Below are 25,166 nucleotides of genomic sequence, written 5' to 3'. Positions count from 1 at the left end.
AGTTTAATGATAAATTGAGGTAGAAAAATGTCCCCCAAGTGCTGTTCTCACATTGGTCGTCCACGCAGCTTTGACGCTAACCAAGCGCTAGAAAAAGCCTTAGAAGTGTTTTGGCGGAAAGGTTACGAAGGGGCATCCTTAAACGATCTAACCCAAGCCATGGGCATTAACAAACCCAGTATGTATGCGGCTTTTGGCAATAAAGAACAGTTATTTTTGCAGGCCATAGAGCTTTACGAATCTCGACCACAAGCCTATTTCTACCCCGCCCTTGAGCAAAGCACTATTTACGATGTAGTGGATTACATGCTGAAAGGTGCAGTGGCTAATTTAAGCGATCCCACGCAACCGCAGGGCTGTGTGATTGTGCAGGGCGCACTGTCGTGTAGTGAGTCTGCTAGCACCATTAAGCAAGCGTTGCAGGAGCGCCGTGCCCAAGGCAGTGTCGCCTTACAGCAACGTTTCGAACGCGCTAAAGCTGACAAAGATTTGACCGCCGATGCCGATCCAGAAGCCCTCGCTCACTACTTAGCCACCGTGTTACAGGGCTTAAATGTTCACGCTACTAATGGCGCAACAGAACAGCAATTACAGCAAGTGGCCTCACTCACCCTAGACACTTTTAAACGAGTAAGCAGTGCCAAAGTCGCTGCGAGTTTACAAAGCATCAACAAATAAACGGCCATTAGCTAACTCACTAGCAAGCACTTACTTGCTAGTTTGAGCTAGTTGTAATTACGCCGATAACGCCCAGGAGATACCCCAAAGCTTTTTTTAAAGCGGTGGGCAAAGGCAAAACCGTCTTGGTAGCCTAATTGACTGGCGATAACTTCTATCGACCAGTGGCTTTCACGTAACAAATAGCTACCGTGCTCTAAACGCAATCGCGTTAGGTATTGCTTAGGGCTAACCTTGAACTCTTGCTGAAATAAGCGATAACAATGCGCTTCTGACACCGACAAACGCTGTGCCATTTCGGCCACTGTCCAAGGGTAGTGCAAAGAAGAACGCAACTGCTGCTCGAGCTTATGTAAGGGGCTTGGCTCGGCATTTTTTAAGGGTTTGAGTAGCTGCAGCAAATAGCGCTTTATAAGTTGGGTTAAAGCCGATTCTACTAGAGGATCTGCTTTAGCTTTAGTTTCCTCGTCGAGCAACAGCTTCATGCACTTATCAATATTTTGACTAGAATTGATGTTCAGCACTTTAGCTTCTTTGGGAAAGCGATACCAGCTAATATCGGACGAGAACTGAAACCAATTGTGCCGCCAAAAATGGCTGGCCAAACTCAGTGAGTAGTTAACGCCAGCGGGCAAAATAACCAGCTCATTAGGCCCCAAGCGCTGGCTAAACTCCGCAGTATGCAAGCTGCCCGCCCCTGCCATGGAAAATAACAAAGTATGTTCTTGCGGCGCGCGACGACTAACAAAGTACTCACCACGTAGATACGACACCCCAGACAAATTAACCTGCAGTTTACTTAGCTCAGAAAAACGTTCGGTAGTTAAGAAACGTTCAACACACGCGGGGCCTATCTCAAACTTATCTTGCCAATGTAGCTCATTCATAAATGATAGTTTTGAACATATTTTTGATAGCTTCAATTATGTGGAACTTCCCATATATAAGATAGGATCGCAGCCATAAATTTAAATCACCACTTTTAACTAGATAGTTTATATCTGATGCAAGTCACATTTTGAGGTTGTTATGCACGCATCTCCTATTTCATTGAATCGCTCATGGCTAGAGCAGTTCTGGCGCCTAGCTTGGCCTATATCCTTACAAGCAGTATTGCTAAGCCTATTAGGCTTGGTAGATGTACTGATGGTTGCGACCCTAGGTGATGCCGAAGTGGCTGCGGTAGGTTATGCAGGGCGGGCATTTTTTGTTGCCATCGTCATCTTAAATGGCTTCTCAACTGCTTGCGCCATTTTAAGCGCTCAGCACTGGGGAACTAAAAACTGGACGGCGATTGGTAGAACCGTAGCTTTGTCTTTTTATGCCGGCCTTATTTTTACCTTAGCGACCTTGGCTTTCATGGTATTTAGCCCTAGCACCATTATGCAATGGGGCAGCAACGACGCACACCTTATCGCCATTGGTAGTGACTATATTCGCGCAACCGCTTTAATGGTGTTATTCACCTTACCGGTGATTGTGATTGAGTCTGCACTGCGCGCTAGCGGTAATACCAAACTGCCGCTGTATATTAGTGTGTTTGCGGTAGTGGCCAACATAGCGCTAAACCAAGTGCTTATTTTTGGCTTTGGGCCTATTCCAGCAATGGGAATTGTAGGCGCAGGTGTTGCCACGGTGATAGCACGTTTACTGCAGTTTGTGGTGTTGTGGGCCAGCCTTTGGTGGCAATCTCACCCGCTATTAAAAGTATGTTTGATCGGCTTTTGGCAGTTTAAGCAAGCCGAGCTAAGCAAATACGCCAAGCTTGCAGTGCCACTAGTTATAAACTTTAGCATTTGGTCGAGCGGCGTATTTGTATTTGCCACTTTATACGGCCAACTAGGAACCAATGCGCTAGCGGCAATGAGCTTGATTAGCCCTATTGAAGGCATTGCTATCTCTTGCTTCATGGGATTCTCTGCAGCCTGTTCAATAATGGTGGGCAATAAACTTGGCGCTAACCAGTTTAACCAAGCCTGGGTAGATGCCCGTTTAGCGCTGCTAGTAAGCCCCATTGCGGCAATTGGTATTGGTGTGGCAATTTGGTTATTGAGCTATCCTTTATTGAACTTGTTTGGCGCTTTAGAGTCTGAAACTTTGCAACTGGCGCAACAGCTAGTATTAATACTGGCAGCTTCTACTTGGCTTCGCATTTTTAATATGGTGCTGATTAACGGCATTTTGCGAAGCGGAGGCGACAACGGCTTTTGCCTAATGTCGGACACATTTTGCCAATGGGGCGTAGGTTTAATGCTTACTTCCATCGCCATTTTTGTCTTCGATGTGAGTTTGATAACGGCTTTTTGCATTGCCCTAAGTGAAGAAGTATTTAAAGCCATGTTGTGTTTTTGGCGGATGAATCAGAAGAAGTGGCTACGTAACCTTACTACCGAGCCTCTCGCCGAAACCAACTGATTAGACCAGAAAAATGCTGCCATTTTCTGCGAAAACCCTATAATTGCCGAAAATGTCGATGACTTAGCACATTTATCTTTGATAAGTGTGTTAATCTTAAGAAATCGACACGTTCTATAATTTAAGCTGGTTTTTCAACGAAAATGACTAATAAATTCTCTATTTTGTTACTCAACGGTCCAAATCTAAACTTATTGGGCAAACGTGAGCCTGAGGTTTACGGTCATCAGAGTTTAGATGACATTGTTGAACAACTGCGCCAACAAGCCAATGACATGGGTGTCACCCTGCAGGATTTTCAATCCAATGTCGAAGGCGAACTGATTAACCGCATTCATCAAGCCATGGGCGAGATAGATTTTATCATCATCAATCCTGCGGCTTTTACTCATACCAGTGTGGCACTGCGCGATGCGCTACTGGGTGTGAACATTCCATTTATAGAAATTCACCTATCTAACGTACATGCACGTGAATCATTCCGTCATCACTCTTTCCTTGCCGATAAAGCAGAGGGAGTGATATGTGGATTAGGTAGTCAAGGATATCAATTTGCTTTAACTGCAGCGCTAAACAAACTGCAGAAATAGCTATTTAATTAACCTAATACGATAAAGAGAGCCCTTATGGATATTCGCAAGATTAAAAAATTAATCGAATTAGTTGAAGAATCAGGTGTAGCTGAATTAGAGATCACCGAAGGTGAAGAAGCAGTACGTATCAGCCGTAACTTCAGCGGTGCGGCTCAAACCGTATACGCTGCTGCACCGGTTGCTGCCCCAGTTGCAGCAGCGCCAGCCGCCGCACCGGCTGCTCCTGCCGCTAGCGAAGCAGTTTCTGGCCACCAATTATTGTCGCCAATGGTAGGTACGTTCTACCGTTCTTCATCTCCAGAAGCGCAACCATTTGTGCAAGAAGGCCAGCAAGTAAACGTAGGTGACACCCTATGTATCATTGAAGCTATGAAGATGATGAACCAAATCGACGCTGACAAATCTGGCGTTGTTAAAGCCATTTTGGTTGAAGACGGTGAAGCCGTTGAGTTTGATGAACCGCTATTCATCATCGAATAAAGAGGCATTTGTATGCTAGATAAAGTAGTTATTGCTAACCGTGGTGAAATTGCCCTGCGCATCTTGCGCGCTTGTAAAGAGCTAGGCATAAAAACGGTAGCTGTGCACTCAACAGCCGATCGTGACCTTAAACACGTATTGTTAGCCGACGAATCAATTTGTATTGGTAAGCCTGCAGCATCAGAAAGTTACCTAGACATTCCGCGCATTATTGCTGCTGCTGAAGTAACCGATGCAGTAGCCATTCACCCGGGTTATGGTTTCTTATCTGAAAACGCTGAGTTTTCTGAGATTGTAGAGAAAAGTGGCTTTATCTTCATTGGCCCTAAAGCTGAAACCATCCGCATGATGGGTGATAAAGTTGAAGCGATTAAAGCCATGAAAAAAGCCGGTGTACCTTGTGTACCGGGTTCAGACGGCCCACTAGGCAGCGATGAAAAACAAAATGCCGCCATTGCCAAACGCATTGGTTACCCGATTATCATTAAAGCCGCTGGTGGCGGCGGTGGTCGTGGCATGCGCGTGGTTTACAAAGAAGAAGAACTACATACTTCTATTGATTTAACCCGCACAGAGGCAGGTTCTTTCTTTGGTAACAACATCGTGTACATGGAGAAATACCTAGAAAACCCTCGTCACGTAGAGGTTCAGGTACTATCAGACGGCCAAGGTGGCGCAATTCACCTAGGTGAACGTGACTGCTCAATGCAGCGTCGTCACCAAAAAGTGGTTGAAGAGGCTCCAGCTCCGGGCATCACCGAAGATATGCGTCGCAATATTGGCGAACGCTGTACTCGCGCATGTATCGAGATTAACTATCGCGGTGCTGGTACCTTCGAGTTCTTGTATGAAAATGGTGAGTTCTACTTCATTGAAATGAACACCCGTATTCAGGTTGAGCACCCGGTAACGGAAATGGTTACCGGTATCGACTTAATCAAAGAGCAGCTGCGCATTGCGGCAGGCCAACCATTATCATTTAGCCAAGAGCAAGTGAAACTAACTGGCCACGCGATTGAGTGTCGTATTAATGCCGAAGATGCGGAAACCTTTATCCCATCTCCAGGTCGTATTAATCGCTTCCACCCACCAGGTGGCATGGGCATTCGCTGGGACTCGCATGTTTACGCAGGTTACTCGGTACCGCCTTACTATGACTCGATGATTGGTAAGCTAATTACCTATGGTGAAAACCGTGATATTGCCATTGCGCGAATGAAAAATGCGCTTTCTGAATTGGTAATCGACGGCATTAAAACTAACGTTCCGCTGCAAGAGAAAATCATGCAAGACGAGAACTTCCAGTTTGGTGGCGCGAATATTCACTACCTAGAAAAGAAACTAGGCATTTAGTAGTAAATCCTAAAAAGGCCTTAAGTATTCTTAAGGCCTTTTTCTTTGTTTGGTAAAGCTATTTAAGATCCCGCCACCACGTTTCTGTTTTTTGTGCTTGCCCAACCGTAAACACCTCGCCTATTTTGGGCGTCACTAACTGCACCTGAGCTAATTCACTTAAGTAACTAATTCGTTCTAGTGGCTCATACCAAGAATGAAAAGCCAAATCAAAAGTGGAGTTATGCACCGGCATTAAGGCTTTGCCTTTTAAGTCCAAGTGAGCTTGCAAGGTTTGCTCTGGCGTCATATGTACTGCCGACCAATCTTTGTCGTACGCACCAGTTTCCATCATGGTTAAATCAAAAGGGCCATAGCGCTCGCCAATTTGCTTAAAGCCATCGAAGTAACCAGAGTCTCCACTAAAAAATATCCGCTGCTCAGGCGCGTCAATCACATAGGATGCCCAAAGCGTTTGGTTACCATCAAATAAGCCACGACCAGAGAAATGCTGGGTAGGCGTAGCAGTAACGGTTAATTCACCAAAGCTCGCCGATTGCCACCAACGCAGGCGACTAATTTTGTTAGCCTCAACTCCCCAATCAAGCAGATGCTGGTCAACACCCTCAGGCACCACAAAGTGCTGTACCTTGTCTTTTAACAGCTTAATGCTGTATTTATCCAAATGGTCGTAGTGATCATGCGAAATCAGCACGCCATCTATATTGTTTAAGTCGCTAAGTTCCACCGGCGGTTGATGGAAGCGCTTGGGGCCAATAAAGCGAAAGGGAGAAATTCGCTGCGAGAATACCGGATCTATCAGCCAACGCTGCCCCGCCACTTGCATATAAACACTGGAATGGCCAAAACGAATAACACTGCTTTGTTCAGCGGGCAAAGCAGCAAGCAGTGAGGCATTTAAAGGCATCACTGGAATACCCTTGCTTGGCTCTGCATCTACGCGTTTCTCACTCACATAACGCCATAAAATACCCCAAACAGAAGCATTGGCTGGCATTGCTTGGGCATTTTGGTATTTGCCTTCATTAACTTGGGTGGTAAATAGGCTGGTGTCAGTCGCCATGGCTGAAGCTAACGGTGTACTCATTAATCCTCCCAAACAAAAACTCATAAGCTTGTTACGTATGCTCAAATTAGCATCCTCATAAATTACACCAACGAGTGTACTTTTAGACAAACACAAAGTAAACCCATAAGTTTACTTTGTGTTTAAAGGGTTATATGTAAGCACTTTGTTACAGATAACCAAGGCTAGGCTTAGCGCTAAATCGGCAGTTTCAAAAATATGTCTTACACTTAAACCATCTTAGTTAGAGCAAAGTTATGCTTTGGGAAGTGATAATTTAGCCAACACCTAAAACGGAATTGAGTGCAATACCATGATTATTAAGCCAATCTATGAAATATTGCCGAGCCTTTATTTGGCTGCCGGCTCAAGCTCGGTAATGTGGGTAGACTCTACCCTAGGAGTCGCGGGGGGCGTGCTATTGTTTTGCTTAGGTTCGCTGATTTGGGTAATGCGTTCTAATTTTCGACGTTTAGACCAAGCTGCTCATGCTAGTAAGCGCTTTAATATTCCTGAATCTTTATACGAGTTTATGCCCTTTTTGTTTATTGGTTTGGCTCTCTCCCTAGCATCAACACAACAGTCTATTGCCGCCTACGCCATTGCAGCACTTTGTTTATATCGAGGCTGTTCCTTGTTGTATATGCGCCATCGTTATCGCCGACATACTTGGCAAAAAATACCTAACTCTGCGAAAACGAGCAATTAGGTCCAGCAGCCAATCAACATACAATTTGACTAATACTTGTAACTGAGTCTATGCTTAGCAATGTTAATGGAAGGTTGCTAAATGTAACATGGAGTGCTTATGCTGCCACGCGCCATATATGAGATTTTACCAAGCGGCTATTTATCTGCAGGTACCGGGTCAATGTTATTACTTGAACCTTGGCTGGCTCATGTTGGCGGTGCATTGCTGTTTTGTATGGGCGCTCTGATATGGGTACTACGTTCTAACTACCGCCGTTACGATAAATACAAAAAAACATTGGCCCGCAAAACTAAGGCTATTCCCGAGCCAGTTTACGAGTTTATTCCCTTTTTATACCTTGCCAGCAGCGTGCTGATTCTAAGCTTGCTGTTTAACACTCCTGCCCTAATCGTCGCCGCATTAGCCGGATGTCGTGGCTTGGTACTACTATATAAACGAGCACAATACCGTAACCGCGGATTAAGCCCAGCCAACCAATAGTTACTCATCGAAACTGCACATACTAACTAGATTAAATCCCTAGTGGCTAAATGCGGATTTTTACAAGAACAGTTTTTTGAAAACCGCCTCCCTACTTAATGCGTCCCTCGACTAAACTATTTTTATGATGATAAGCGCAAACTAACGCAGTACACTTGCCGCCTAATCTAGTAGAGGAGCGGACAATGCCTTGGATCCAGCTAAAAATAAACGCCACTAAAGATACAGCCGACGCCATTGGCGATATTCTAATGGAAACCGGCTGCCAAGCGGTTACCTTCTTAGACCGCCACGACACGCCTGTACTTGAGCCTTTACTAGGGGAAACCCCATTATGGGGCGATACCGATGTACAAGGCCTGTACGACGCAGCTACCGATATGTCGCCTATCCTTAACTTCTTACGAGAAGCGCTGATTCTAGAAGACGGCAACTACAAGCTAGACCAACTAGAAGACAAAGACTGGGAACGCGAATGGATGAAAGACTTTCATCCAATGCAATTTGGCGAACGTCTGTGGATTTGCCCAAGTTGGACCGATGTCCCCGACCCTAATGCGGTTAACGTAATGCTAGACCCAGGCCTTGCCTTTGGCACAGGCACCCACCCCACTACTGCACTTTGTTTAAAATGGCTAGACCAACTAGATCTTAGCGACAAAACCGTGGTGGACTTTGGCTGTGGTAGCGGCATTTTAGCCATTGCGGCGATTAAGCTGGGTGCCAAACGTGTTGTAGGCATAGACATCGACCCACAAGCGATTTTAGCTAGCCGCGATAACGCCGAACGCAATGGTGTGGCCGACAAGTTAGAACTCTACCTACCTAAAGACCAACCCAAGGATTTCAAAGCCGACATAGTGGTAGCCAATATATTGGCTGGCCCACTTAAAGAGCTCAGCGAAATCATTCTTGCCTACCTTAAACCGCAAGGCTCTATTGCCCTATCAGGCATTTTAGAAGAGCAGAGTGACGAGGTAGTCGCCGCCTATCAAACACAGTGCAATATGGATCCGGTTGTTCTTGATCAAGAATGGTGTCGATTAAGCGGAACAAAGCGCTAAGTTCACCAATAATGTGGCGCAAACCCTCTACTAAAGGGTTTGCTGCCATATTCTGTATCTAAAAATCCAGCTTTTTTTTTGAAAAATGTTCAAAATATAGCCTTTTCAGCGTGGCTAAAAAGTCGTAAACTACGCCGCCCTGAGATTGAGAAGAACGACAGTCATGCAAATAGGCAGTTACAAGCTGGACAATCCGGTGATACTAGCGCCTATGGCTGGAATAACCGATCAACCCTTTCGTCGCTTATGTTGGCGTTTAGGCGCAGGGCTTACGGTTTCAGAGATGGTGTCCAGTAACCCACGGGTTTGGAACAGTAAAAAATCACTAGACCGTATGGTTCACCTAGATGAATGTGGCATACGCAGTGTTCAGATAGCAGGTTCAGATCCAGAATTGATGGCTCTCGCCGCCCAACATAATGTGGCAAATGGCGCGCAAATCATCGATATCAATATGGGCTGCCCAGCTAAAAAGGTAAACAAAAAGTTAGCTGGTTCGGCGCTATTGCAGCAACCCGAGCTAGTGGAAAAAATTCTTGATGCTGTTGTGCAGGCGGTGGATGTACCAGTGACCCTTAAGATTCGTACAGGGTGGTCACCAGAACATCGCAATGCTTTGCAAATTGCCAAGCTTGCAGAAGCTGCCGGTATTCAATCTTTAGCCATTCATGGTCGGACGCGGGCATGCATGTATAAAGGTTTAGCCGAGTACGACACCATTAAAGCAGTTAAAAAAGAAATTTCGATACCGATTGTGGCAAATGGCGACATCACCACACCGGAGCAAGCCAAACACGTTTTGGATTACACCGGCGCGGACGCCATCATGATAGGTCGAGGAGCTCAAGGTAACCCTTGGCTTTTCAGAGAAATTAATCACTTCTTAAGCACTGGGCAGCATTTAGATGCCCCCAAGGCTGAAGAAGTGAAGGAAGTAATGCTTCACCACTTAGACAATCTGTATACACACTACGGGGAGTATCAAGGGGTACGTATCGCTCGCAAACATGTGGGGTGGTACTTGAAGCAGTTAGCGGACACGGATGAGTTTCGTAGCCAGTTTAACCAGCTTGAATCAGCCCTGGTACAAACGTCCGCGATTGAACAGTTTTTCGAATAGTTGTGATCATTAATTAATTAAAAAGAGCGTCAAGTATGTTTGATTCAAATACCACCACAAACACACTTTCTACTATGACTAGCAGTGCAACTAGCACTGAAGTGAAAGAACGTCCATTGCGCGATTCAGTTGAGCAAGCATTGCGCAACTACTTCGCCCAGTTAAATGGCGAAGATGTGTCTGAATTGTACGAATTAGTACTATCTGAAGTTGAAGCTCCGTTGCTTGACGTAGTTATGCAATATACCCGCGGAAACCAAACTCGCGCTTCAATCATGTTAGGTATCAACCGCGGTACTTTACGCAAAAAATTGAAAAAATACGGCATGAACTAAACACCTGTTCATAAGGTATTGATTAAAAAGCCAAAGTGAGTAATTTCACTTTGGCTTTTTTGTTTTTGTCACACACCGAACTAGCTAAACTCGGTACCAAACTTACGGCTGCAGGTCGCTTTAAATTCTTCAACCTGAGACTGAGGGATGTCTATAGCAAACTCGACATCGTGAATCATACCTTGCGCAAATAAGGTCGCATTGCCACTCTGCAACAGCTTATCGCTAGATGGTACATCTAAAGCAACGCCCTGATTATTGCGTATTGCGCTACCAATTCCTTCAAGAGCTTCGCCTCCCGCTAGCTTAACCTTAGTGCTAAGCTCTATCCGAGGTTCGTGGTAGGCGCGATTTCCGTACATATTTGCTTGATAGTGCCCCTCGGGATAACAAACAAAGATCAACATATTGCGCTCATGAGATACGATGGTAGCGATATGAGTAATCTCTTCACCAAATGCATCCTTGTGCACCAATACATCTGCACTTGCCATCGCAGAAGCCATGATCAAGGAAGTAGCTATAAGTAGTTTTTTCATCATTAACACCACCAAATTAGACGCGCCAAATTTAACAGCAGACAAAGTACCATTTGCGATATTTAATATCGCCATATTCACGATAGCCAGCCCCTAATACTTGAAGGAGATCGTATTTCAGGCTGCGACAGGCTAAGGCAATACTGGGATTAGCTCAGTGACCTCGAATGTTTGAATTAGCGAAAATGGCTGCATTGGTGAGTTTGCCCAATCTGCCATCTCGCTGATTCTGGCACAAAAAAGCCCAATCTCACTTATCAAGAGAGATTGGGCTAAACGTTCGGAAAGGACTGCCAATACATCAGACAAAATGTATTGGCACTTTGTGTTTAGCCGAGCATCTTACGTGCAGCTTCAACAACAATGTTTACTGCTTGGTGTTCGGTGTTTTTCATCAAGCTTTCGTCTGGGATCTCTTGCTGGGTTCTATTCACAATAACGCCTGCTACACAGCCTGCTTTTAAGCCTTGCGAGGCACACATGGTAAATAAAGTGGCGCTTTCCATTTCAAAGTTAAGTACGCCCATGGCTTGCCATTCTTCCATTGAACCTTGGAAGGCTTTAACTACGCGACCAGACACCGTGTCGTAGCGCTCTTGGCCTGGGTAAAAGGTATCGCTAGAAGCAGTTACACCCACATGACAGGTTGCCTTAGCGTCTAATGCCGCACTGTTTAAAGCTTGCATACAAGAAAAGTCGGCTACCGCAGGAAACTGCATGGGAGCAAAGTGGCTGCTGGCGCCATCTAAGCGAACCGAAGCGGTAGTTACAATTACATCACCCACATTAATATGTGGCTGAATAGCGCCGGTAGTACCTACCCGCAAGAAGGTGCGAATACCTAGTTGTGCCAGCTCTTCAACCGCAATTGAAGTAGACGGCCCGCCAATGCCGGTTGAACATACTACAACGGGTGTACCGTCCAATTTACCTAGGTAAGAGGTAAATTCACGCTGCGAGGCTAAAAACTCAGGTTCTTCTAATAACGAGGCAATCCGCTCTACGCGCTGCGGGTCGCCAGGAATAATGGCTAAAGTTGCGCCTTTTAGCATCTCTGGGTTTAAGCCAAGATGAAATACACTCGCTTGCTGGTTCATGTTTACCTACTTAATGTCGTCCAATGATTGATGAGCAGAGCATAGGACGAGAACTGAGCAATAAGTGTGAAACATCTCGCATTTGAAGCGAACTTAGCAGCAAATAGCCTAATAGTTACTGCTTGTGTTGATCAAAAAGCCTGCTCAAAAAAACATTAAATTTATCAATAATCGAACTTTTCTTGGCCGCTGTGTTCTACAATAGCCTGAAATAGTTTTTGTGCTTACTTGAGGTAACAACCATGAATAAACAGCTACTTATTGGCTTAACTTTAACCCTAGGTTTAGCCGGCTGTGCCAGTAAACAATCGGAGCCAAGCATGGATTTAGCAGATAGTCGTTGGTATATGACGGGTGATTTCTACAACATTGCAGATATTAAGCTGCCAGCATTTACCTTAGAAGAAAATGAAAACGGCTTTAAAATTTCTGGCACCACAGGCTGCAATAACTTTTTTGGCCAAGCTGGGTGGGATGGAAAGCAACTCAACGTTACCCAACCAATAGGCATGACCCGCATGTTGTGTGACGACATGGCGAACAAAATTGAAATGGAATTTGTTCAAGCGCTAGAAAAGCCTTTAGTGAGTGATGGCGAGAACTTACGCTTAAACAACGGTGCAATGTTTAAGCGCGTACCTAAAAGCTAGGTCTTTAGGTTTATACGGTAGCGCTAAACCAGCGCTGCCGTGCATCTTTAATCCCCGCAACAGCCATCAATGCTGCAATCACGGCACTACTACTCAAGACCCACCAACTAGTAACTAGTTGATGCTCTTGCCACTCTACCGGGTTTACTTGCCACTGCCATTGAGCAATGGCCCAGTCTAATCCCCAACCAAATGCCATTGCGCTAGCAACCACCCCAACCAAATAAGCGACTAATGCTCGCATGCCCATTTCTTGGCGAACCAACATTAGCGTTGCAATGTTAGTCGCCGGGCCAGCCAACATAAATACCAAGGCAGCTCCTGGAGATATACCCGCAATAATTAAGCCTGCAGCAATGGGCGTTGAAGCAGTGGCACAAATGTACATGGGGATCCCCACCAACACCATTACCACCATGGTGATCCATCCTTGCCCCCATCGAGTCATAAAGCTTTCGGGCAAGTAAGTTTGAATGAGTGCCGCAAAGACTAAGCCCAACACTAGCCACAGGTAGCTATCTTCCACTAACTCTACAAAACTATGCAGCCATTGCTTAGTATTAACTTTTGCCCGACTCTGCGCTGGCGAAGGCTTGGCCTCACTGGCACAACTATTTTTGCCACTACAACAGCTTTTAACCTCGGTAGCGCTGGCTGGCTCGTCCTCGCCTTTGCCAACCAATAAGCCGGCTACAATAGCACTTACTATTGCTGCTATTGGCCTCACAACCGCCATTACCGGCCCTAGCAGGGCATAAGAAACGGCTACTGAATCTACCCCAGTTTCTGGGGTGGCAATTAAAAACGAGGTAGTGGCACTTTTAGACGCGCCAGCGCGGCGCAATCCCATGGCCGCAGGAATCACCCCACAAGAACACAAAGGCAACGGCGCACCAATAAATGCGGCTTTAACTGTGGTGCTGGCTTTGCTGTTACCCAAGTGCTTGGCTAACCAACGGCTAGGTAAGCCTAACTTAAGGCTAGCTGCAATCACAAAGCCCAAAAACAACCATGGGGCTGCGCTTAAGAAAAGGTTTATAAAGTTATTCAATAGCATCATCTAAGGCCTTTAGTATTGAACAAGAACGGGCGCTTTCTTCTCCGCCGCAGCAGGCATCGTGAAGTGTTTTAAGGGTTGTTTCAAAGGCTTTTAGCTCTGCTAGTTGCTGCTGCACCTTAGCCAGTTTTTGCCCTACAACATTGCTTACATCGTTACAGCTGGCGGTTTCTGCATGCTCTCGCAGAGTGAGTAGCTCCAATATATCTTTAATTGATAAACCGGCTTGTTTAGCGCGCTGGATAAACCTCAAACGTGCTAAATCTTGCTTGCTGTACATACGGTAGAGGTTCTCGCCGCGAGCAGTCGGCACCAACAAACCTTTGCGTTCGTAAAAACGCAAGGTTTCCACCGTTAAACCACTTAGCTTTGCTAGCTCACCAATCTTGTACATAGCCATCCTCCATTTCTTTTATGATAAACCCTGTAGCTAGGTATAGGGTCAAGAGTTTTATTAAAGAAACAAAAAAGCCTGATAAAAATCAGGCTTTTGGGGATAGTAATTTTAGCCTTGCGCTACTCGTAACGATTACGCTCTTCGGGCAAGTCTGAAGAATACTCAACAAACTCCACTTCAAAGTTATTCGGATCGCGAAAATACACATTACGACGATGGCGACTTTGGGCCCCTTCATGGTGAATCTGAAAGCCTGCATTTAACATACGAGTGATTAAGCCGTCTAAATCAGCCGTAATGTAAGCAAAATGCGCCATACCTACTTGATTCCCTTCAAGCGGTCGATTCTCCCCATACCCCTGATCGTTAAACGTAAGGTATTGGTCATCATCGCCAAAATGTAACCAATGCCGGTCTACCCCATACCAAGTTTGCTTACCCTCTCCTCTCACTTGCCAATGAGGAAAAGCCGCTTGATAAAAAGCCAAGGTTTGCTGCATGTCATTTACCACTAAGTTCAGATGTTCTAATTGCATCATGTTCTCCTTTGCGCTTTTAGTGCTAATTAAAGCTATTTATTGTTACTGTGCTTACCAGCCTAAAACCTCAACTTAAGTTGAGGTAAAGAGATTTTTTGCCTAATCTTTAAAATTTGTAGGAGGTAGCTATGCAAGATCGACCTAAACAGGCCTTGTCTGTTGGTTTTGTGGCTAAACGCTGTGGTATTAAGGTGTCTACGCTGCACTTTTACGAAACTAAAGGTTTAATTAATAGTTGGCGTAATCACGGTAATCAGCGGCGCTATCATCCCGATGTACTGCGGCGGGTATCGGTCATTAAGGCTGCTCAAAAAATGGGGATAAGTTTGGCAGAGATAAAAGCCGCTTTTGCTAAGCTGCCCAACCAACGTACCCCTAATAAAACCGACTGGGAAGCTCTCTCGCAGCAATGGCGCGATATACTAAACCAACGTATCAAACAGCTGGAGAATTTACGCGACTCCCTCACTGGCTGCATCGGATGTGGTTGTTTATCCATGAAAAGCTGCCCGCTCTATAACCCCGATGACCAACTCGCCAGCGAAGGACAAGGACCAGTTATTTTAAACCGCAATAACCAGTCCTCATAAAAAAGTCATCTTTTTCCCGCATACTTGAGAACTATTTACTGCATTAAAGCGTTCTATTGTTGATAACAAAGGAGTGTCTATGTTTAGTTTTCTAAAACCTAACCCACTTAAACGCAAGCGCCAAAAGTACGATGCATTGTTGGAGTCTGCAATGCTGGCTCAGCGGCGTGGCGATATTATGACTTACTCGATGTTAAGTGCCGATGCTGACGAACTATGGAAAGAAATAGAGCAACTTGAATCTCAGCAATAATAACTAACAAAATTCACAGCAACAGTTTCGCAAGTTACTGATATAAAAGTTATTTTAGGAAAAATAGTTGAGTCATACTGCTTAGCCGTCCATACTGGTCAAATATCAAGCAATTGTAACTTTTTAGTCAAATGGCCGACAAAGCGACCGCACCACCACAATTCAATACTAAATACGTCAAACTCGGAACAGTAGTGGTGATGGTGGCGGTATTCAGCTTGGCGATCTTGGCGATTGTACTTACCGCACTAGAAAACATCGAAGAAGAAGTAGAGCAAAAGGTTAAAGAGTCACTTCAAACGGTGCTACGTGCCACCCAAGAGGCTCACCACATTTGGATCCAACATCGGCTTTTAGAGCTGGGTAATACTGCTCGGTCAGAGCGATTGGTGGTAGCTACCGACATTCTCAATAACCCAGCAAGCCCTTCCATCATGCGCGCCAGTGCTGAAGCTAACATTGAACGCAGCTTCACCCAAATGATGGAAACCTATCAAGATAAATCCTATTGGATTAGCGACCGGCAAGGGCGGGTGGTTTTCTCCAACCAAAGGGTTCCCGCAAAGCAAGTTCATCCCTTATTTGAGTTAAAACGTGACAAAATGGAACAGGTGATTGAGGGCGAAAGCTTGTTTATCACCGGCTTGCCGCAACAAAACAAGCATAGCAATAACATGTACTTCAGCGCGCCTATTGTAGATTTAGATCAGCAAGTGCATGGCGCGTTGATTGTTAGCGTAAATCAACGCGATCACTTCAGTCGCATCACTCAGCTAGGTCGGATTTGGAACTCTGGCGAGACCTACGCCTTTGATCAAAACGGCTTAATGCTCTCTGCTAGCCGCTTTGAAGAACAGCTACACCGCGTCGGCATATTAGAGCCCGGCCAAGACGCTATTAATAGTTTATATGTCACCGTTCCCCAAGCTAATCTAAACAATGCCTCGCAAGCCCTAACACTAATGGCGCAAAGCGCTATCAAAGGCAATACTGCCTTTAATATCAAAGGCTATCCCGATTATCGCGGCGTTAATGTAGTTGGCGCGTGGACGTGGCAACCCAGCTATAACTTTGGTTTAACCACCGAAATAGACAAAGCCGAAGCTTTTCAAATTTACTATCGCACCCGCAACATTGTGGTACTGGGTATAATCAGCTCTTTGCTGGTCGCGGTGAGTTTGTTTTTGTTGCTCTACTTTAGTCAACGCAATGCAAAACAAGATCTGCGCCAAGCAAGGTTGGTATTGGAAGATAGAGTAAAAGAGCGCACTGCGGATTTAGAAGCTTCACAACAAGAGCTACGCACCGCCTATCGCGAGCTAGAAAAATTGGCGGTTACCGACAGCCTTACTGGCATACCCAATCGCCGCTGCGCCGATGAATTTCTTGAGCAAGAATGGCGCCGTGCTCAGCGTGGTGGCTACCCTATAACGATTATGCTTATCGACATTGACCACTTTAAACTATACAACGACCACTACGGTCACCCAGCGGGCGACGTATGTTTAGAGAAGGTAGCAAAAACACTGATCGAGACTGGTATCTGTAAGCGACCCGGTGATTTAATTGCCCGTTACGGCGGTGAGGAGTTCATTGCCATTTTGAGTAATAGTGATTTCGACTATGCCGAGTTCTCGGCTAATCGCTTGGTAAAAGCCATCAATAAAGCCGAGATCCCCCATCAATTTAGCTTGGTTGAAAACCAGAAAAACGTCACTATTAGCGTAGGCGTATCGATTGCCGAAAACGCCGATATTGGCTTAGCAGAAATCATCGATTTAGCCGACAAAGCACTCTACTTAAGCAAACAAAACGGTCGCAATACTTTTCGCTTTAAACTGCCAGAAGCCGATTCAAGCAAGCCAACTATAGATTCAAATACTAAAGTGAATGGATAAACAGTTAATAAAGATTTGTTAAAGATAAGAAACAGACGCTAAAGCTTAGTATCCTGACTAAACCGCAATTAATGCTTACCAAGTGGTCAACTAAGGCCATTTAACAGCTTGGCATAACAGCCAATTTGGCCATTTGATTCGCCAATTTTGGCCCTCATAGCAACATTTCTCAGCTAAAAACGGCGCATTCTTCACACTTTTGCTGTAAAATGCGCGCCTCAAACCTAAGTTGTTTATTTTTCGGGCAACTTGTACCGCTAGCGCATGTAACTGCTAATGAGGATAAAACCCCAATGGAAAACGCTCGACCGATTCGACGTGCACTGATTAGTGTTTCAGATAAAACAGGCATTATCGAATTCTCACGATCTTTAGCCCAACAAGGTGTAGAGATCTTATCTACTGGTGGCACCGCAAAATTACTGGCCGAAAACGGCATCGAAGTTATTGAAGTTTCTAACTACACTGGCTTCCCAGAAATGATGGATGGACGTGTTAAAACCTTACATCCAAAAGTACACGGTGGCATTTTAGGTCGACGCGGTACCGACGATGAAGTAATGAACAACCACGGCATTAATGCCATCGATATGGTTGTTGTTAACCTTTATCCTTTCGCAGCTACTGTAGCCAACCCAGATTGTAGCCTTGAGGATGCAGTAGAAAACATCGACATCGGCGGCCCAACTATGGTGCGCAGTGCAGCGAAAAACCACAAAGACGTAAGCATTGTAGTTAACGCCTCAGACTACGACCGCGTGCTAGCCGAAATGGCAGCTAACGATAAGTCTCTAACGCATGCAACTCGCTTTGATTTAGCCATTGCAGCCTTTGAACACACCGCGGCTTACGACGGCATGATCGCTAACTACTTTGGCACCATGGTACCAAGCTACGGCGACAACAAAGAAGGCGACGAAGACAGCAAGTTCCCACGCACCTTCAACAGCCAATTCATTAAAAAGCAAGATATGCGCTACGGCGAAAACAGCCACCAAGCCGCTGCTTTTTATGTTGAAAACAATATTGAAGAAGCTTCGGTATCTACTGCTACTCAACTTCAAGGTAAAGCCTTGTCGTTTAACAACATCGCTGATACCGATGCCGCACTAGAGTGTGTGAAAGAATTCGACGAGCCTTGCTGTGTAATCGTAAAACACGCTAACCCATGTGGTGTAGCGTTAGGCGGCAATATTCAAGAAGCTTACGAACGCGCTTATAAAACTGACCCAACTTCTGCCTTTGGCGGCATTATCGCGTTTAACCGCGAGTTAGACGCCGATACAGCGGAAGCCATTGTGTCTCGTCAGTTTGTTGAAGTAATCATTGCACCTAAGATTTCTGAAGCTGCTACGCAAATTGTTGCCGCTAAGAAAAACGTACGTTTATTAGAGTGTGGTGAATGGTCAACTAAAACTACCGGTTTGCAGCTTAAGCGTGTAAACGGTGGTTTATTGGTTCAAGACCGCGACCAAGGCATGGTAACTCAAGACGAACTAAGTGTAGTGAGTAAGCGCCAGCCAAGTGAAGAAGAGCTGCGTGACGCACTATTCTGCTGGAAAGTGGCTAAATACGTTAAGTCTAACGCCATTGTTTACGCTAAAGGCGACATGACTATTGGCGTAGGCGCAGGCCAAATGAGCCGCGTATACAGCGCTAAAATTGCTGGCATTAAAGCCGCCGATGAGAAACTAGAAGTTGCGGGTAGCGTTATGGCATCTGATGCCTTCTTCCCATTCCGCGATGGCATCGACGCAGCAGCAGAAGCCGGTATCACCTGTGTGATTCAGCCGGGTGGCTCAATGCGCGATGACGAAGTGATTGCCGCAGCCGATGAACATGGCATGGCCATGGTGTTCACTGGCATGCGCCACTTCTACCACTAAAAACCACAGCCAGCCTCGCGCTGGCTGTTTTGTATTTCGGCTTGGTGCGCCAAGCCCCGTTTACTCAGTATTGGATAGACAAACATGAACGTACTTGTGATTGGCGGCGGTGGCCGCGAACATGCTCTAGCATGGAAGGCTGCGCAATCTCCTTTAGTTGAAAAAGTATTTGTTGCCCCCGGTAACGCTGGTTCGGCTCTAGAGCCAAAGTTAGAGAATGTAGCGATTGGTGTGGAAGACATCCCAGCACTACTTAGCTTTGCTCAGCAAAACCAGGTTGAACTGACTATCGTTGGCCCAGAAGCGCCATTAGTAATTGGTGTAGTTGATGCGTTTAGAGCGGCTGGCCTTAAAATCTTCGGCCCAACCGAGAAAGCAGCTCAACTAGAAGGCTCTAAGTCTTTCACTAAAGACTTTTTAGCCCGTCACGACATTCCAACCGGTTACTACCAAACCTTTACTGAGGTCGCTCCTGCGATTGCTTACGTTAAAGAGCAAGGTGCGCCAATTGTGGTTAAAGCCGATGGCTTAGCGGCAGGTAAAGGCGTAATTGTTGCCATGACCGAAGCCGAAGCGATTGCCGCCATTGAAGACATGCTTGCCGATAACGCCTTTGGTGAAGCCGGCTCTCGCGTGGTGATTGAAGAGTTCTTAGACGGTGAAGAAGCCAGCTTTATCGTAATGGTAGATGGCAGCAATGTATTGGCGATGGCAACCAGCCAAGACCACAAACGTGTTGGCGATGGCGATAGCGGCTTAAACACCGGCGGCATGGGTGCTTACTCTCCTGCTCCAGTTGTAACGCCTGAAATCCACCAGCGCATTATGGACGAAGTGATCATGCCAACGGTTAAAGGCATGACCGCAGAAGACAATGAATACACCGGTTTCTTATACGCAGGTTTGATGATCATGGCCGACGGTTCGCCAAAAATCATTGAATACAACTGCCGTTTTGGCGACCCAGAAACTCAGCCAATTATGATGCGTATGCAATCAGACATTGTTGAACTGTGTTTAGCTGCGGTTGACCGTAAACTGGATACTAAAACTGCCGAGTTTGATCCTCGCGCCGCCATGGGTGTGGTACTAGCAGCAGCCGGTTACCCTGGCTCTTATCCTAAGGGCGACGTAATTACGCTTCCTAGCCTAAGCGAAGAAACTAGCAGTGCTAAAGTATTCCATGCAGGCACTAGCGAAAAAGATGGCAACATTGTAACTAACGGTGGCCGCGTATTGTGTGCAACAGCCCTAGGCAACAACGTTACCGAAGCACAAGCTAATGCTTACCAACTAGTGAAAAAAGTTTCCTGGGAAGGCATGTTCCACCGTAACGATATTGGCTACCGCGCAATTGCTCGTGAGAACAGCTAAGTAAGTTAAGCTAAGCACAAGCTGAACAATATAAAAAGCCACTAGAAGTTTACTTCGCAGTGGCTTTTTTTGTTTTTAACGATTGGTGCAGCGAGTTATCTCAAAGCTAGACCATAAGTGCTATTATTCACTATTCAAAATCACTTCTTAAGTTCAGTAGTCTTATGGAACAACATAATTGGCTAGAAGATTTCTTAGCATTATTGATTGGCACTACTATGGTGGCTTTGGGCGTATTCTTTTTTAAAGAAACCCAATTGCTCACTGGTGGCACAGCCGGTTTAGCTTTGCTGGCCGCGCAGTTTTTTGGTCTCTCCTTTGGCCAACTCTTCTTATTAATTAACCTGCCCTTTTTTATCCTGGGTTTTGCCAAAATGGGCGCAGCCTTTACCTTTCGAACCATGGCTTGTGTGGTGCTGGTATCGGTTTTTACCGACTATATGCACTTAGTTATTGAGCTAGCAGAGCTTAATCGCATCTATGCCGCGCTCAGTGGTGGCTTTTTAATTGGTACTGGTATGCTGATCTTAATTCGCCACAAGGGCAGCCTAGGTGGGGTAAACATTCTGGCGCTGTATTTACAAAAGCGCTTTAATATTCGCGCTGGCCACGTACAAATGGCATTAGACGTAGTGATAGTAACGGCTTCCTACTTCTTAGTACCCCTGAGTGTGTTACTGTGGTCCATTGTTGGCGCTTTTGCCTTAAACATTGTTATTGCACTCAACCATAAAAGTGGTCGCTATCAAGGGCTGTCTTAATCTTTCACTATGTTTAATCAATCACTCGAAGCGGTTTTTCTCCAACACGACCAATTGCTAAAAGGCTACCAGCAATACTGGCAATTTAGCCCTTTTCAGCAACACGTTTTACCTTGGGACAACAACCCGCTGCTCGAGAACCTTCAAGCCTTAAGCCTTCAAGAGATTGAGGCCTTGGAGCAACAACCTGAACAAGCAGCCTTACATTTTTCTGAGCACTTTCCAGAGCTAAGTACTTGCTTGGCAGAGTGGCAACTAGCACCTAAAAATGCTGCTAAATTGGCAACACCATTTTGGCTAACCAACGGCATAAAAGGTCGCAAGGCCGAGCAGATCCAAGCCTTTAGTGAGCAGCTACAAGGAGAAAATTTAGCCATACTAGAATGGTGTGCAGGTAAAGGACACTTAGGCCGCTTAATTAGTTTTCACCATCACTTGCCCGTTACCAGTTTGGAATGGCAAGCAACGCTGTGTGAAAGTGGCGAGCAACAAGCCAAACAGCTTAAATTACCCCAACAGTTTCATCATTGTGATGTATTAGAACCTCAAGCTCAGCGCTACTTACAAAGCCAGCAGCATGCCGTTGCTTTACACGCTTGCGGAGAGCTGCACCTGCAGCTATTGCGCCTAGCGGCCCAGCACAAACCACAAAAACTAAGCATTTGCCCTTGCTGCTATCACCTTATTAATGGCGAGCACTACGCCCCCTTATCTGACCTTGCCCAACAAACTAAGCTGCGCTTAAGCAAAACAGATTTACGCTTGGCAGTTGCGCAATCGGTCACCTCCGGACAGCGAGTACAAACCTTACGTCAACGTGAACTGCATTGGCGACTCAGCTACCAATGCTTGCGCGAGGAACTCACCCAGCAAGCGCACTACCAATCACTTCCGTCCATCGCCAAACAATGGTTTAGCAAAAACGCTACGTTTAAAGACTTTGTTGAATGGGCCTGCCAGCAACATCAAATAAGCGCACCGGCAGAGCTTGATGAACAGCGCTATCTAGAAAAAGGCCAACAACGCCACTTGCTAGTGAGGCGTTTAGAATTAGTCCAGCAGCTATTTCGCCCCATCATGGAACGTTGGCTATTGTTAGATAGATGTTTGTTTCTTCAACAACAAGGCTATCAAGTTAGATTAGTGGAACTTTTTCCCTTTAAAACGAGTCCACGTAATGTATTAATACAGGCACAGCTAGGCTGAGGCTGGTTTACACTTTTAATTGCTACACTCGCGGCTTAACAAAAATTGCCGCTTGCTCAATCTTTGGAGACGCTATGTCACGCCGTTTAATTTTGGTTTTGTTATGTTTCTGCTTCAGTGTCTCTGCGACAGAACAAGAAGACCAATATGAAGAAGTCTACAATCCAAAACTTTCCGACATAGAAGAAACCACAACAGAGACTAACAAACAGCAGGCAGAGGTGGGCTCGGATGTCACCGAGCCCAATGCAGAAGCTGATTCAGTTGAAGCTGAAAGCCAACCGCAAGTAGAACCGGCTCTGCCAGATCAACCCAAGCCCATCATTCCCATCGTAGCCGGTAACACTAGCCCAGCTAGTGCCAGCCAAACCACCGAAGAACCAGCGCAGGAAGAAGTATGGGGACCACTGTCTTTACTCAATACCGAACTTAGCCCAAACAGTAGCGCCACTCTAGACTGGTACTCAGGCCATTTGCCCGGTGGATTTGAGGTCGCCACCCCAGTCATCGCTATACATGGCAGCGAGCCCGGTCCAAGAGTGTGCATTACCGCGGCCATTCACGGTGACGAGCTAAATGGCGTAGAGATAGCCCGACGAGTGGTAAAAGGGCTCAGTCCTGAAAACCTTAAAGGTACGGTGATCTCGGTTCCGGTAGTCAACATTGACGGACTTTGGCGTCAAGATCGCTACATGTCTGACCGCCGCGACCTAAACCGCGCATTCCCTGGCAGCCCAAACAGCTCTACCGCTTCACGGGTTGCCTATAGCTTGTTTAACAGCATCATTCTCCACTGCGATAGTTTAGTGGATTTACACTCTGGTTCGATGTTTCGTGAGAATCTCACCCAGCTTCGCGCTGATCTAACCATTCCTGAAGTGGCCGAAGTGGCTAAGCAGTTTGGCGCCATTTCGGTACTACAAAGCATTGCTCCTTCAGGCAGCCTGCGCGGCGCAGCAACTGCAGCAGGTATTCCAGCAGTAGTTATGGAAGTAGGCGGCCCTTATACCGTGGATGAGAAACAGGTAGAGACCGGAGTTAAAGCCGTACAAAGTTACCTGAGCTCGGTAAATATGCTACCACGTTCGTTTTTTTGGTCTTCGCCACAGCCGGTTTTTTATGCTTCTCAGTGGTTACGCGCACGCGATGGCGGCATTCTGCTGAATCAAGTCGACCTAGGCACTCGGGTTAATAAAGGCCAGCTGTTGGGTACTATTTCTAATCCAATCACTGATGATGAAGAACAAGTCTTGGCACCATTCAACGCGGTGGTCCTAGGCCGAGCTCAAAACCAAGTGGTCAGTGCTGGCTTCGCCATATACAACTTGGGAGAACGCCGCAGCATTGAAGACCTCGAGCAGGAAGGTGAACAAATCAAGAAACAAGTGGCTGCGCAAACTGTAGAGCAATTGGGCTTAAGCGAAACCAAAGGCGAAGAAACCAACAGCGAGCAAACAGCAACCGATGCTGACGCTGTCCAACCAAACCAAGTTGATCAGCCCACTCCATCAACCGAAGAAACTAGCGGTAAATCACGTGAGCAAGCTCCAGCAGTAAGTAATGAGGCGCAACCAAACAGCCAAGCTCAAGACGAGGCTCAAGCGCCAAATACCGAAGAACCTGCCCAACAGGAATTAATCGACTTGATTCCTGAAGAACGGATGCCACAACCTGAAGATGAGGATGGATAATGCCCACTCTGCAACGTTGCCCTTGGTGCGGAAGCGATCAGCTGTATCAACAATATCATGACAAAGTGTGGGGCCGCCCTGTTTATGACTCCGTCGAGTTATTTGCCAAACTCTGCTTAGACGGGCAACAAGCGGGTTTATCGTGGATAACTATATTGCGGAAGCAGCAAAGCTACTATCAAGCCTATGCTCAGTTCCAAGCAGAAAAAATTGCTTTGTTTACAGAGCAAGATTGTCAGCGCTTGATGGAAAATAAAGGGATCGTTCGCAATAAACTTAAGATCAATTCCATCGTGAAAAATGCCAAAGCCTATTTAGCTATCGAGGCTAGCGGCCAAGCTTTTAATCAATACATCTGGCAGTTTGTCGGTGGTAAAACCATTGTAAACAGCTACGCGAATTTGCAAGAGATCCCAACGGAAAGCCCAGAGTCACAAACCATGTCAAAAGCCTTAAAGAAAGCTGGTTTTAGTTTTGTTGGCCCCACTATTTGTTATGCATTTATGCAAGCTGTAGGCATGGTGAACGATCACATCACTGGCTGTCATGTGTATCAAGAAACGGTAGCGCAGGCAAAAGTGTAAGGACTAGAATAGCAAGCATAGCTAAACGCGTAACTCTTAACTGAGTTGCGATTATCTGTGTAGTGAAGTTGGAGTGAGTACTTAAGGTATTTGCTTCCTCGGTGATATTGAGGAGAGCCGGTTCGCCTGATCGGCGATTACATCATTGTTACTGTGAATCTTTACTTATCTAACTGTTTTCTGAGATTAACGGCTTAATTCAGCAATGCGTTGTTCTTCAGTTTTTTTGTTGTGTAGGTAGCTTAGTGCAACCCAACCCATTAAATCCATCATAATAATTCTCTCTCTATTAGTGTTTAGTTTAGCGTCTTAGTTCAGCTAAGCGTTGTTCTTCAGTTTTTTTGTTGT

The 25,166-nt window shown here is 45.9% G+C and carries 27 protein-coding genes; 20 read left to right on the top strand and 7 right to left on the bottom strand.

Annotated features, from left to right (window positions below):
* Positions 1–27: 27 nt before the first annotated feature.
* Complete coding sequence (locus K5609_RS02515; RefSeq protein ID WP_221075816.1) at positions 28–678, top strand: TetR/AcrR family transcriptional regulator; 651 nt, start codon at positions 28–30, stop codon at positions 676–678.
* A gap of 47 nt (positions 679–725) precedes the next feature.
* On the opposite strand, the gene K5609_RS02510 is transcribed toward K5609_RS02515, so the two are convergent.
* The gene (locus K5609_RS02510; RefSeq protein WP_221075815.1) at positions 726–1,565 is read right to left on the bottom strand and encodes an AraC family transcriptional regulator; all 840 of its coding nucleotides are present in this window, start codon (positions 1,563–1,565) and stop codon (positions 726–728) included.
* A gap of 142 nt (positions 1,566–1,707) precedes the next feature.
* Between K5609_RS02510 and K5609_RS02505 the strand changes: the two genes are divergently transcribed.
* From K5609_RS02505 to accC, 4 genes are all read left to right on the top strand, one after another.
* Positions 1,708–3,093: an MATE family efflux transporter gene (locus K5609_RS02505; protein ID WP_221075814.1), complete on the top strand. Its 1,386-nt coding sequence runs from the start codon at positions 1,708–1,710 to the stop codon at positions 3,091–3,093.
* A gap of 143 nt (positions 3,094–3,236) precedes the next feature.
* Complete coding sequence (gene aroQ, locus K5609_RS02500; protein WP_163134609.1) at positions 3,237–3,683, top strand: type II 3-dehydroquinate dehydratase; 447 nt, start codon at positions 3,237–3,239, stop codon at positions 3,681–3,683.
* 36 nt (positions 3,684–3,719) lie between these two features.
* Positions 3,720–4,166: an acetyl-CoA carboxylase biotin carboxyl carrier protein gene (gene accB, locus K5609_RS02495; RefSeq protein ID WP_221075813.1), complete on the top strand. Its 447-nt coding sequence runs from the start codon at positions 3,720–3,722 to the stop codon at positions 4,164–4,166.
* A gap of 12 nt (positions 4,167–4,178) precedes the next feature.
* Positions 4,179–5,519: an acetyl-CoA carboxylase biotin carboxylase subunit gene (gene accC / locus K5609_RS02490; protein ID WP_221075812.1), complete on the top strand. Its 1,341-nt coding sequence runs from the start codon at positions 4,179–4,181 to the stop codon at positions 5,517–5,519.
* A 58-nt stretch (positions 5,520–5,577) separates the two neighbouring features.
* On the opposite strand, the gene K5609_RS02485 is transcribed toward accC, so the two are convergent.
* Complete coding sequence (locus tag K5609_RS02485) at positions 5,578–6,606, bottom strand: MBL fold metallo-hydrolase (protein WP_221075811.1); 1,029 nt, start codon at positions 6,604–6,606, stop codon at positions 5,578–5,580.
* 292 nt (positions 6,607–6,898) lie between these two features.
* Between K5609_RS02485 and K5609_RS02480 the strand changes: the two genes are divergently transcribed.
* The 5 genes from K5609_RS02480 (at position 6,899) to fis (ending at position 10,296) form a co-directional block, all read left to right on the top strand.
* Positions 6,899–7,294 (top strand): hypothetical protein, encoded by a 396-nt coding sequence (locus tag K5609_RS02480; RefSeq protein WP_221075810.1) that lies wholly within the window; start codon positions 6,899–6,901, stop codon positions 7,292–7,294.
* A 99-nt stretch (positions 7,295–7,393) separates the two neighbouring features.
* Positions 7,394–7,777, top strand: a complete 384-nt coding sequence (locus K5609_RS02475; RefSeq protein ID WP_221075809.1) for a hypothetical protein — start codon at positions 7,394–7,396, stop codon at positions 7,775–7,777.
* 185 nt (positions 7,778–7,962) lie between these two features.
* Positions 7,963–8,841: a 50S ribosomal protein L11 methyltransferase gene (gene prmA / locus K5609_RS02470; RefSeq protein WP_221075808.1), complete on the top strand. Its 879-nt coding sequence runs from the start codon at positions 7,963–7,965 to the stop codon at positions 8,839–8,841.
* Between the two features lie 163 nt (positions 8,842–9,004).
* A complete protein-coding gene (dusB, locus tag K5609_RS02465) occupies positions 9,005–9,961 on the top strand; it encodes a tRNA dihydrouridine synthase DusB (RefSeq protein WP_221075807.1) in 957 nt (318 codons plus the stop codon).
* Between the two features lie 35 nt (positions 9,962–9,996).
* Entirely contained in the window at positions 9,997–10,296 is a 300-nt protein-coding gene (fis, locus tag K5609_RS02460; protein ID WP_016402072.1) for a DNA-binding transcriptional regulator Fis, read from the top strand.
* An 80-nt stretch (positions 10,297–10,376) separates the two neighbouring features.
* On the opposite strand, the gene K5609_RS02455 is transcribed toward fis, so the two are convergent.
* Positions 10,377–10,916, bottom strand: a complete 540-nt coding sequence (locus K5609_RS02455) for a hypothetical protein (RefSeq protein ID WP_221075806.1) — start codon at positions 10,914–10,916, stop codon at positions 10,377–10,379.
* A 248-nt stretch (positions 10,917–11,164) separates the two neighbouring features.
* A complete protein-coding gene (udp, locus tag K5609_RS02450) occupies positions 11,165–11,932 on the bottom strand; it encodes a uridine phosphorylase (RefSeq protein ID WP_016402075.1) in 768 nt (255 codons plus the stop codon).
* A 242-nt stretch (positions 11,933–12,174) separates the two neighbouring features.
* Here udp and K5609_RS02445 point away from each other — a divergent pair, with 242 nt between their 5' ends.
* Positions 12,175–12,582: an META domain-containing protein gene (locus tag K5609_RS02445; RefSeq protein ID WP_221075805.1), complete on the top strand. Its 408-nt coding sequence runs from the start codon at positions 12,175–12,177 to the stop codon at positions 12,580–12,582.
* 10 nt (positions 12,583–12,592) lie between these two features.
* On the opposite strand, the gene K5609_RS02440 is transcribed toward K5609_RS02445, so the two are convergent.
* The 3 genes from K5609_RS02440 to K5609_RS02430 form a co-directional block, all read right to left on the bottom strand.
* Positions 12,593–13,639 carry an SO_0444 family Cu/Zn efflux transporter gene (locus K5609_RS02440; protein WP_221077192.1) on the bottom strand — a complete coding sequence of 349 codons (1,047 nt, stop codon included), beginning with the start codon at positions 13,637–13,639 and terminating at the stop codon, positions 12,593–12,595.
* A complete protein-coding gene (zntR, locus tag K5609_RS02435) occupies positions 13,626–14,033 on the bottom strand; it encodes a Zn(2+)-responsive transcriptional regulator (RefSeq protein ID WP_016402078.1) in 408 nt (135 codons plus the stop codon). Before zntR ends, K5609_RS02440 begins: the two co-directional genes overlap by 14 nt.
* A 122-nt stretch (positions 14,034–14,155) precedes the next feature.
* On the bottom strand, positions 14,156–14,575 hold the full coding sequence (locus K5609_RS02430; RefSeq protein ID WP_221075804.1) for a VOC family protein: 420 nt from the start codon (positions 14,573–14,575) through the stop codon (positions 14,156–14,158).
* 128 nt (positions 14,576–14,703) lie between these two features.
* On the opposite strand from K5609_RS02430, the gene soxR reads away from it, so the two are divergent.
* The 9 genes from soxR to K5609_RS02385 all read left to right on the top strand — a co-directional run bounded on the left by soxR (position 14,704) and on the right by K5609_RS02385 (position 24,818).
* Positions 14,704–15,165 carry a redox-sensitive transcriptional activator SoxR gene (soxR, locus tag K5609_RS02425; RefSeq protein WP_221075803.1) on the top strand — a complete coding sequence of 154 codons (462 nt, stop codon included), beginning with the start codon at positions 14,704–14,706 and terminating at the stop codon, positions 15,163–15,165.
* 79 nt (positions 15,166–15,244) lie between these two features.
* A complete protein-coding gene (locus K5609_RS02420; protein WP_221075802.1) occupies positions 15,245–15,418 on the top strand; it encodes a DUF6435 family protein in 174 nt (57 codons plus the stop codon).
* Between the two features lie 131 nt (positions 15,419–15,549).
* Entirely contained in the window at positions 15,550–17,316 is a 1,767-nt protein-coding gene (locus K5609_RS02415; protein ID WP_221075801.1) for a sensor domain-containing diguanylate cyclase, read from the top strand.
* A 293-nt stretch (positions 17,317–17,609) separates the two neighbouring features.
* Positions 17,610–19,202 carry a bifunctional phosphoribosylaminoimidazolecarboxamide formyltransferase/IMP cyclohydrolase gene (gene purH / locus K5609_RS02410; RefSeq protein ID WP_221075800.1) on the top strand — a complete coding sequence of 531 codons (1,593 nt, stop codon included), beginning with the start codon at positions 17,610–17,612 and terminating at the stop codon, positions 19,200–19,202.
* 84 nt (positions 19,203–19,286) lie between these two features.
* The gene (gene purD, locus K5609_RS02405) at positions 19,287–20,576 is read left to right on the top strand and encodes a phosphoribosylamine--glycine ligase (protein ID WP_221075799.1); all 1,290 of its coding nucleotides are present in this window, start codon (positions 19,287–19,289) and stop codon (positions 20,574–20,576) included.
* A gap of 164 nt (positions 20,577–20,740) precedes the next feature.
* Positions 20,741–21,337 carry a YitT family protein gene (locus K5609_RS02400; RefSeq protein ID WP_163134627.1) on the top strand — a complete coding sequence of 199 codons (597 nt, stop codon included), beginning with the start codon at positions 20,741–20,743 and terminating at the stop codon, positions 21,335–21,337.
* 9 nt (positions 21,338–21,346) lie between these two features.
* The gene (locus tag K5609_RS02395; protein WP_221075798.1) at positions 21,347–22,543 is read left to right on the top strand and encodes a methyltransferase; all 1,197 of its coding nucleotides are present in this window, start codon (positions 21,347–21,349) and stop codon (positions 22,541–22,543) included.
* 74 nt (positions 22,544–22,617) lie between these two features.
* Entirely contained in the window at positions 22,618–24,234 is a 1,617-nt protein-coding gene (locus K5609_RS02390; protein WP_221075797.1) for a succinylglutamate desuccinylase/aspartoacylase family protein, read from the top strand.
* Complete coding sequence (locus tag K5609_RS02385) at positions 24,234–24,818, top strand: DNA-3-methyladenine glycosylase I (protein ID WP_221075796.1); 585 nt, start codon at positions 24,234–24,236, stop codon at positions 24,816–24,818. The genes K5609_RS02390 and K5609_RS02385 overlap by 1 nt, the downstream gene beginning before the upstream one ends.
* Positions 24,819–25,166: the final 348 nt, after the last annotated feature.

Origin of the sequence: Agarivorans aestuarii, from assembly GCF_019670125.1 — a bacterium.
Classification (GTDB): Bacteria; Pseudomonadota; Gammaproteobacteria; order Enterobacterales; family Celerinatantimonadaceae; genus Agarivorans; species Agarivorans aestuarii.
The sequence above is the reverse complement of the archived record's forward strand: the minus strand, read 5'-3'. Positions and strand labels throughout refer to the sequence as shown.

Excerpts from the sequence above, each read along its gene's own strand:
- K5609_RS02390 (WP_221075797.1), top strand. The coding sequence starts at position 22,618 with ATGTCACGCCGTTTAATTTTGGTTTTGTTATGTTTCTGCTTCAGTGTC.
- purH (WP_221075800.1), top strand. The coding sequence starts at position 17,610 with ATGGAAAACGCTCGACCGATTCGACGTGCACTGATTAGTGTTTCAGAT.
- soxR (WP_221075803.1), top strand. The coding sequence starts at position 14,704 with ATGCAAGATCGACCTAAACAGGCCTTGTCTGTTGGTTTTGTGGCTAAA.
- K5609_RS02445 (WP_221075805.1), top strand. The coding sequence starts at position 12,175 with ATGAATAAACAGCTACTTATTGGCTTAACTTTAACCCTAGGTTTAGCC.
- accC (WP_221075812.1), top strand. The coding sequence starts at position 4,179 with ATGCTAGATAAAGTAGTTATTGCTAACCGTGGTGAAATTGCCCTGCGC.
- K5609_RS02440 (WP_221077192.1), bottom strand. The coding sequence starts at position 13,639 with ATGCTATTGAATAACTTTATAAACCTTTTCTTAAGCGCAGCCCCATGG.
- K5609_RS02510 (WP_221075815.1), bottom strand. The coding sequence starts at position 1,565 with ATGAATGAGCTACATTGGCAAGATAAGTTTGAGATAGGCCCCGCGTGT.
- fis (WP_016402072.1), top strand. The coding sequence starts at position 9,997 with ATGTTTGATTCAAATACCACCACAAACACACTTTCTACTATGACTAGC.
- K5609_RS02400 (WP_163134627.1), top strand. The coding sequence starts at position 20,741 with ATGGAACAACATAATTGGCTAGAAGATTTCTTAGCATTATTGATTGGC.
- aroQ (WP_163134609.1), top strand. The coding sequence starts at position 3,237 with ATGACTAATAAATTCTCTATTTTGTTACTCAACGGTCCAAATCTAAAC.
- K5609_RS02420 (WP_221075802.1), top strand. The coding sequence starts at position 15,245 with ATGTTTAGTTTTCTAAAACCTAACCCACTTAAACGCAAGCGCCAAAAG.
- purD (WP_221075799.1), top strand. The coding sequence starts at position 19,287 with ATGAACGTACTTGTGATTGGCGGCGGTGGCCGCGAACATGCTCTAGCA.
- K5609_RS02430 (WP_221075804.1), bottom strand. The coding sequence starts at position 14,575 with ATGATGCAATTAGAACATCTGAACTTAGTGGTAAATGACATGCAGCAA.
- K5609_RS02475 (WP_221075809.1), top strand. The coding sequence starts at position 7,394 with ATGCTGCCACGCGCCATATATGAGATTTTACCAAGCGGCTATTTATCT.
- udp (WP_016402075.1), bottom strand. The coding sequence starts at position 11,932 with ATGAACCAGCAAGCGAGTGTATTTCATCTTGGCTTAAACCCAGAGATG.
- prmA (WP_221075808.1), top strand. The coding sequence starts at position 7,963 with ATGCCTTGGATCCAGCTAAAAATAAACGCCACTAAAGATACAGCCGAC.
- K5609_RS02505 (WP_221075814.1), top strand. The coding sequence starts at position 1,708 with ATGCACGCATCTCCTATTTCATTGAATCGCTCATGGCTAGAGCAGTTC.
- zntR (WP_016402078.1), bottom strand. The coding sequence starts at position 14,033 with ATGTACAAGATTGGTGAGCTAGCAAAGCTAAGTGGTTTAACGGTGGAA.
- K5609_RS02415 (WP_221075801.1), top strand. The coding sequence starts at position 15,550 with ATGGCCGACAAAGCGACCGCACCACCACAATTCAATACTAAATACGTC.
- K5609_RS02480 (WP_221075810.1), top strand. The coding sequence starts at position 6,899 with ATGATTATTAAGCCAATCTATGAAATATTGCCGAGCCTTTATTTGGCT.
- K5609_RS02485 (WP_221075811.1), bottom strand. The coding sequence starts at position 6,606 with ATGAGTACACCGTTAGCTTCAGCCATGGCGACTGACACCAGCCTATTT.
- dusB (WP_221075807.1), top strand. The coding sequence starts at position 9,005 with ATGCAAATAGGCAGTTACAAGCTGGACAATCCGGTGATACTAGCGCCT.
- K5609_RS02395 (WP_221075798.1), top strand. The coding sequence starts at position 21,347 with ATGTTTAATCAATCACTCGAAGCGGTTTTTCTCCAACACGACCAATTG.
- accB (WP_221075813.1), top strand. The coding sequence starts at position 3,720 with ATGGATATTCGCAAGATTAAAAAATTAATCGAATTAGTTGAAGAATCA.
- K5609_RS02385 (WP_221075796.1), top strand. The coding sequence starts at position 24,234 with ATGCCCACTCTGCAACGTTGCCCTTGGTGCGGAAGCGATCAGCTGTAT.
- K5609_RS02515 (WP_221075816.1), top strand. The coding sequence starts at position 28 with ATGTCCCCCAAGTGCTGTTCTCACATTGGTCGTCCACGCAGCTTTGAC.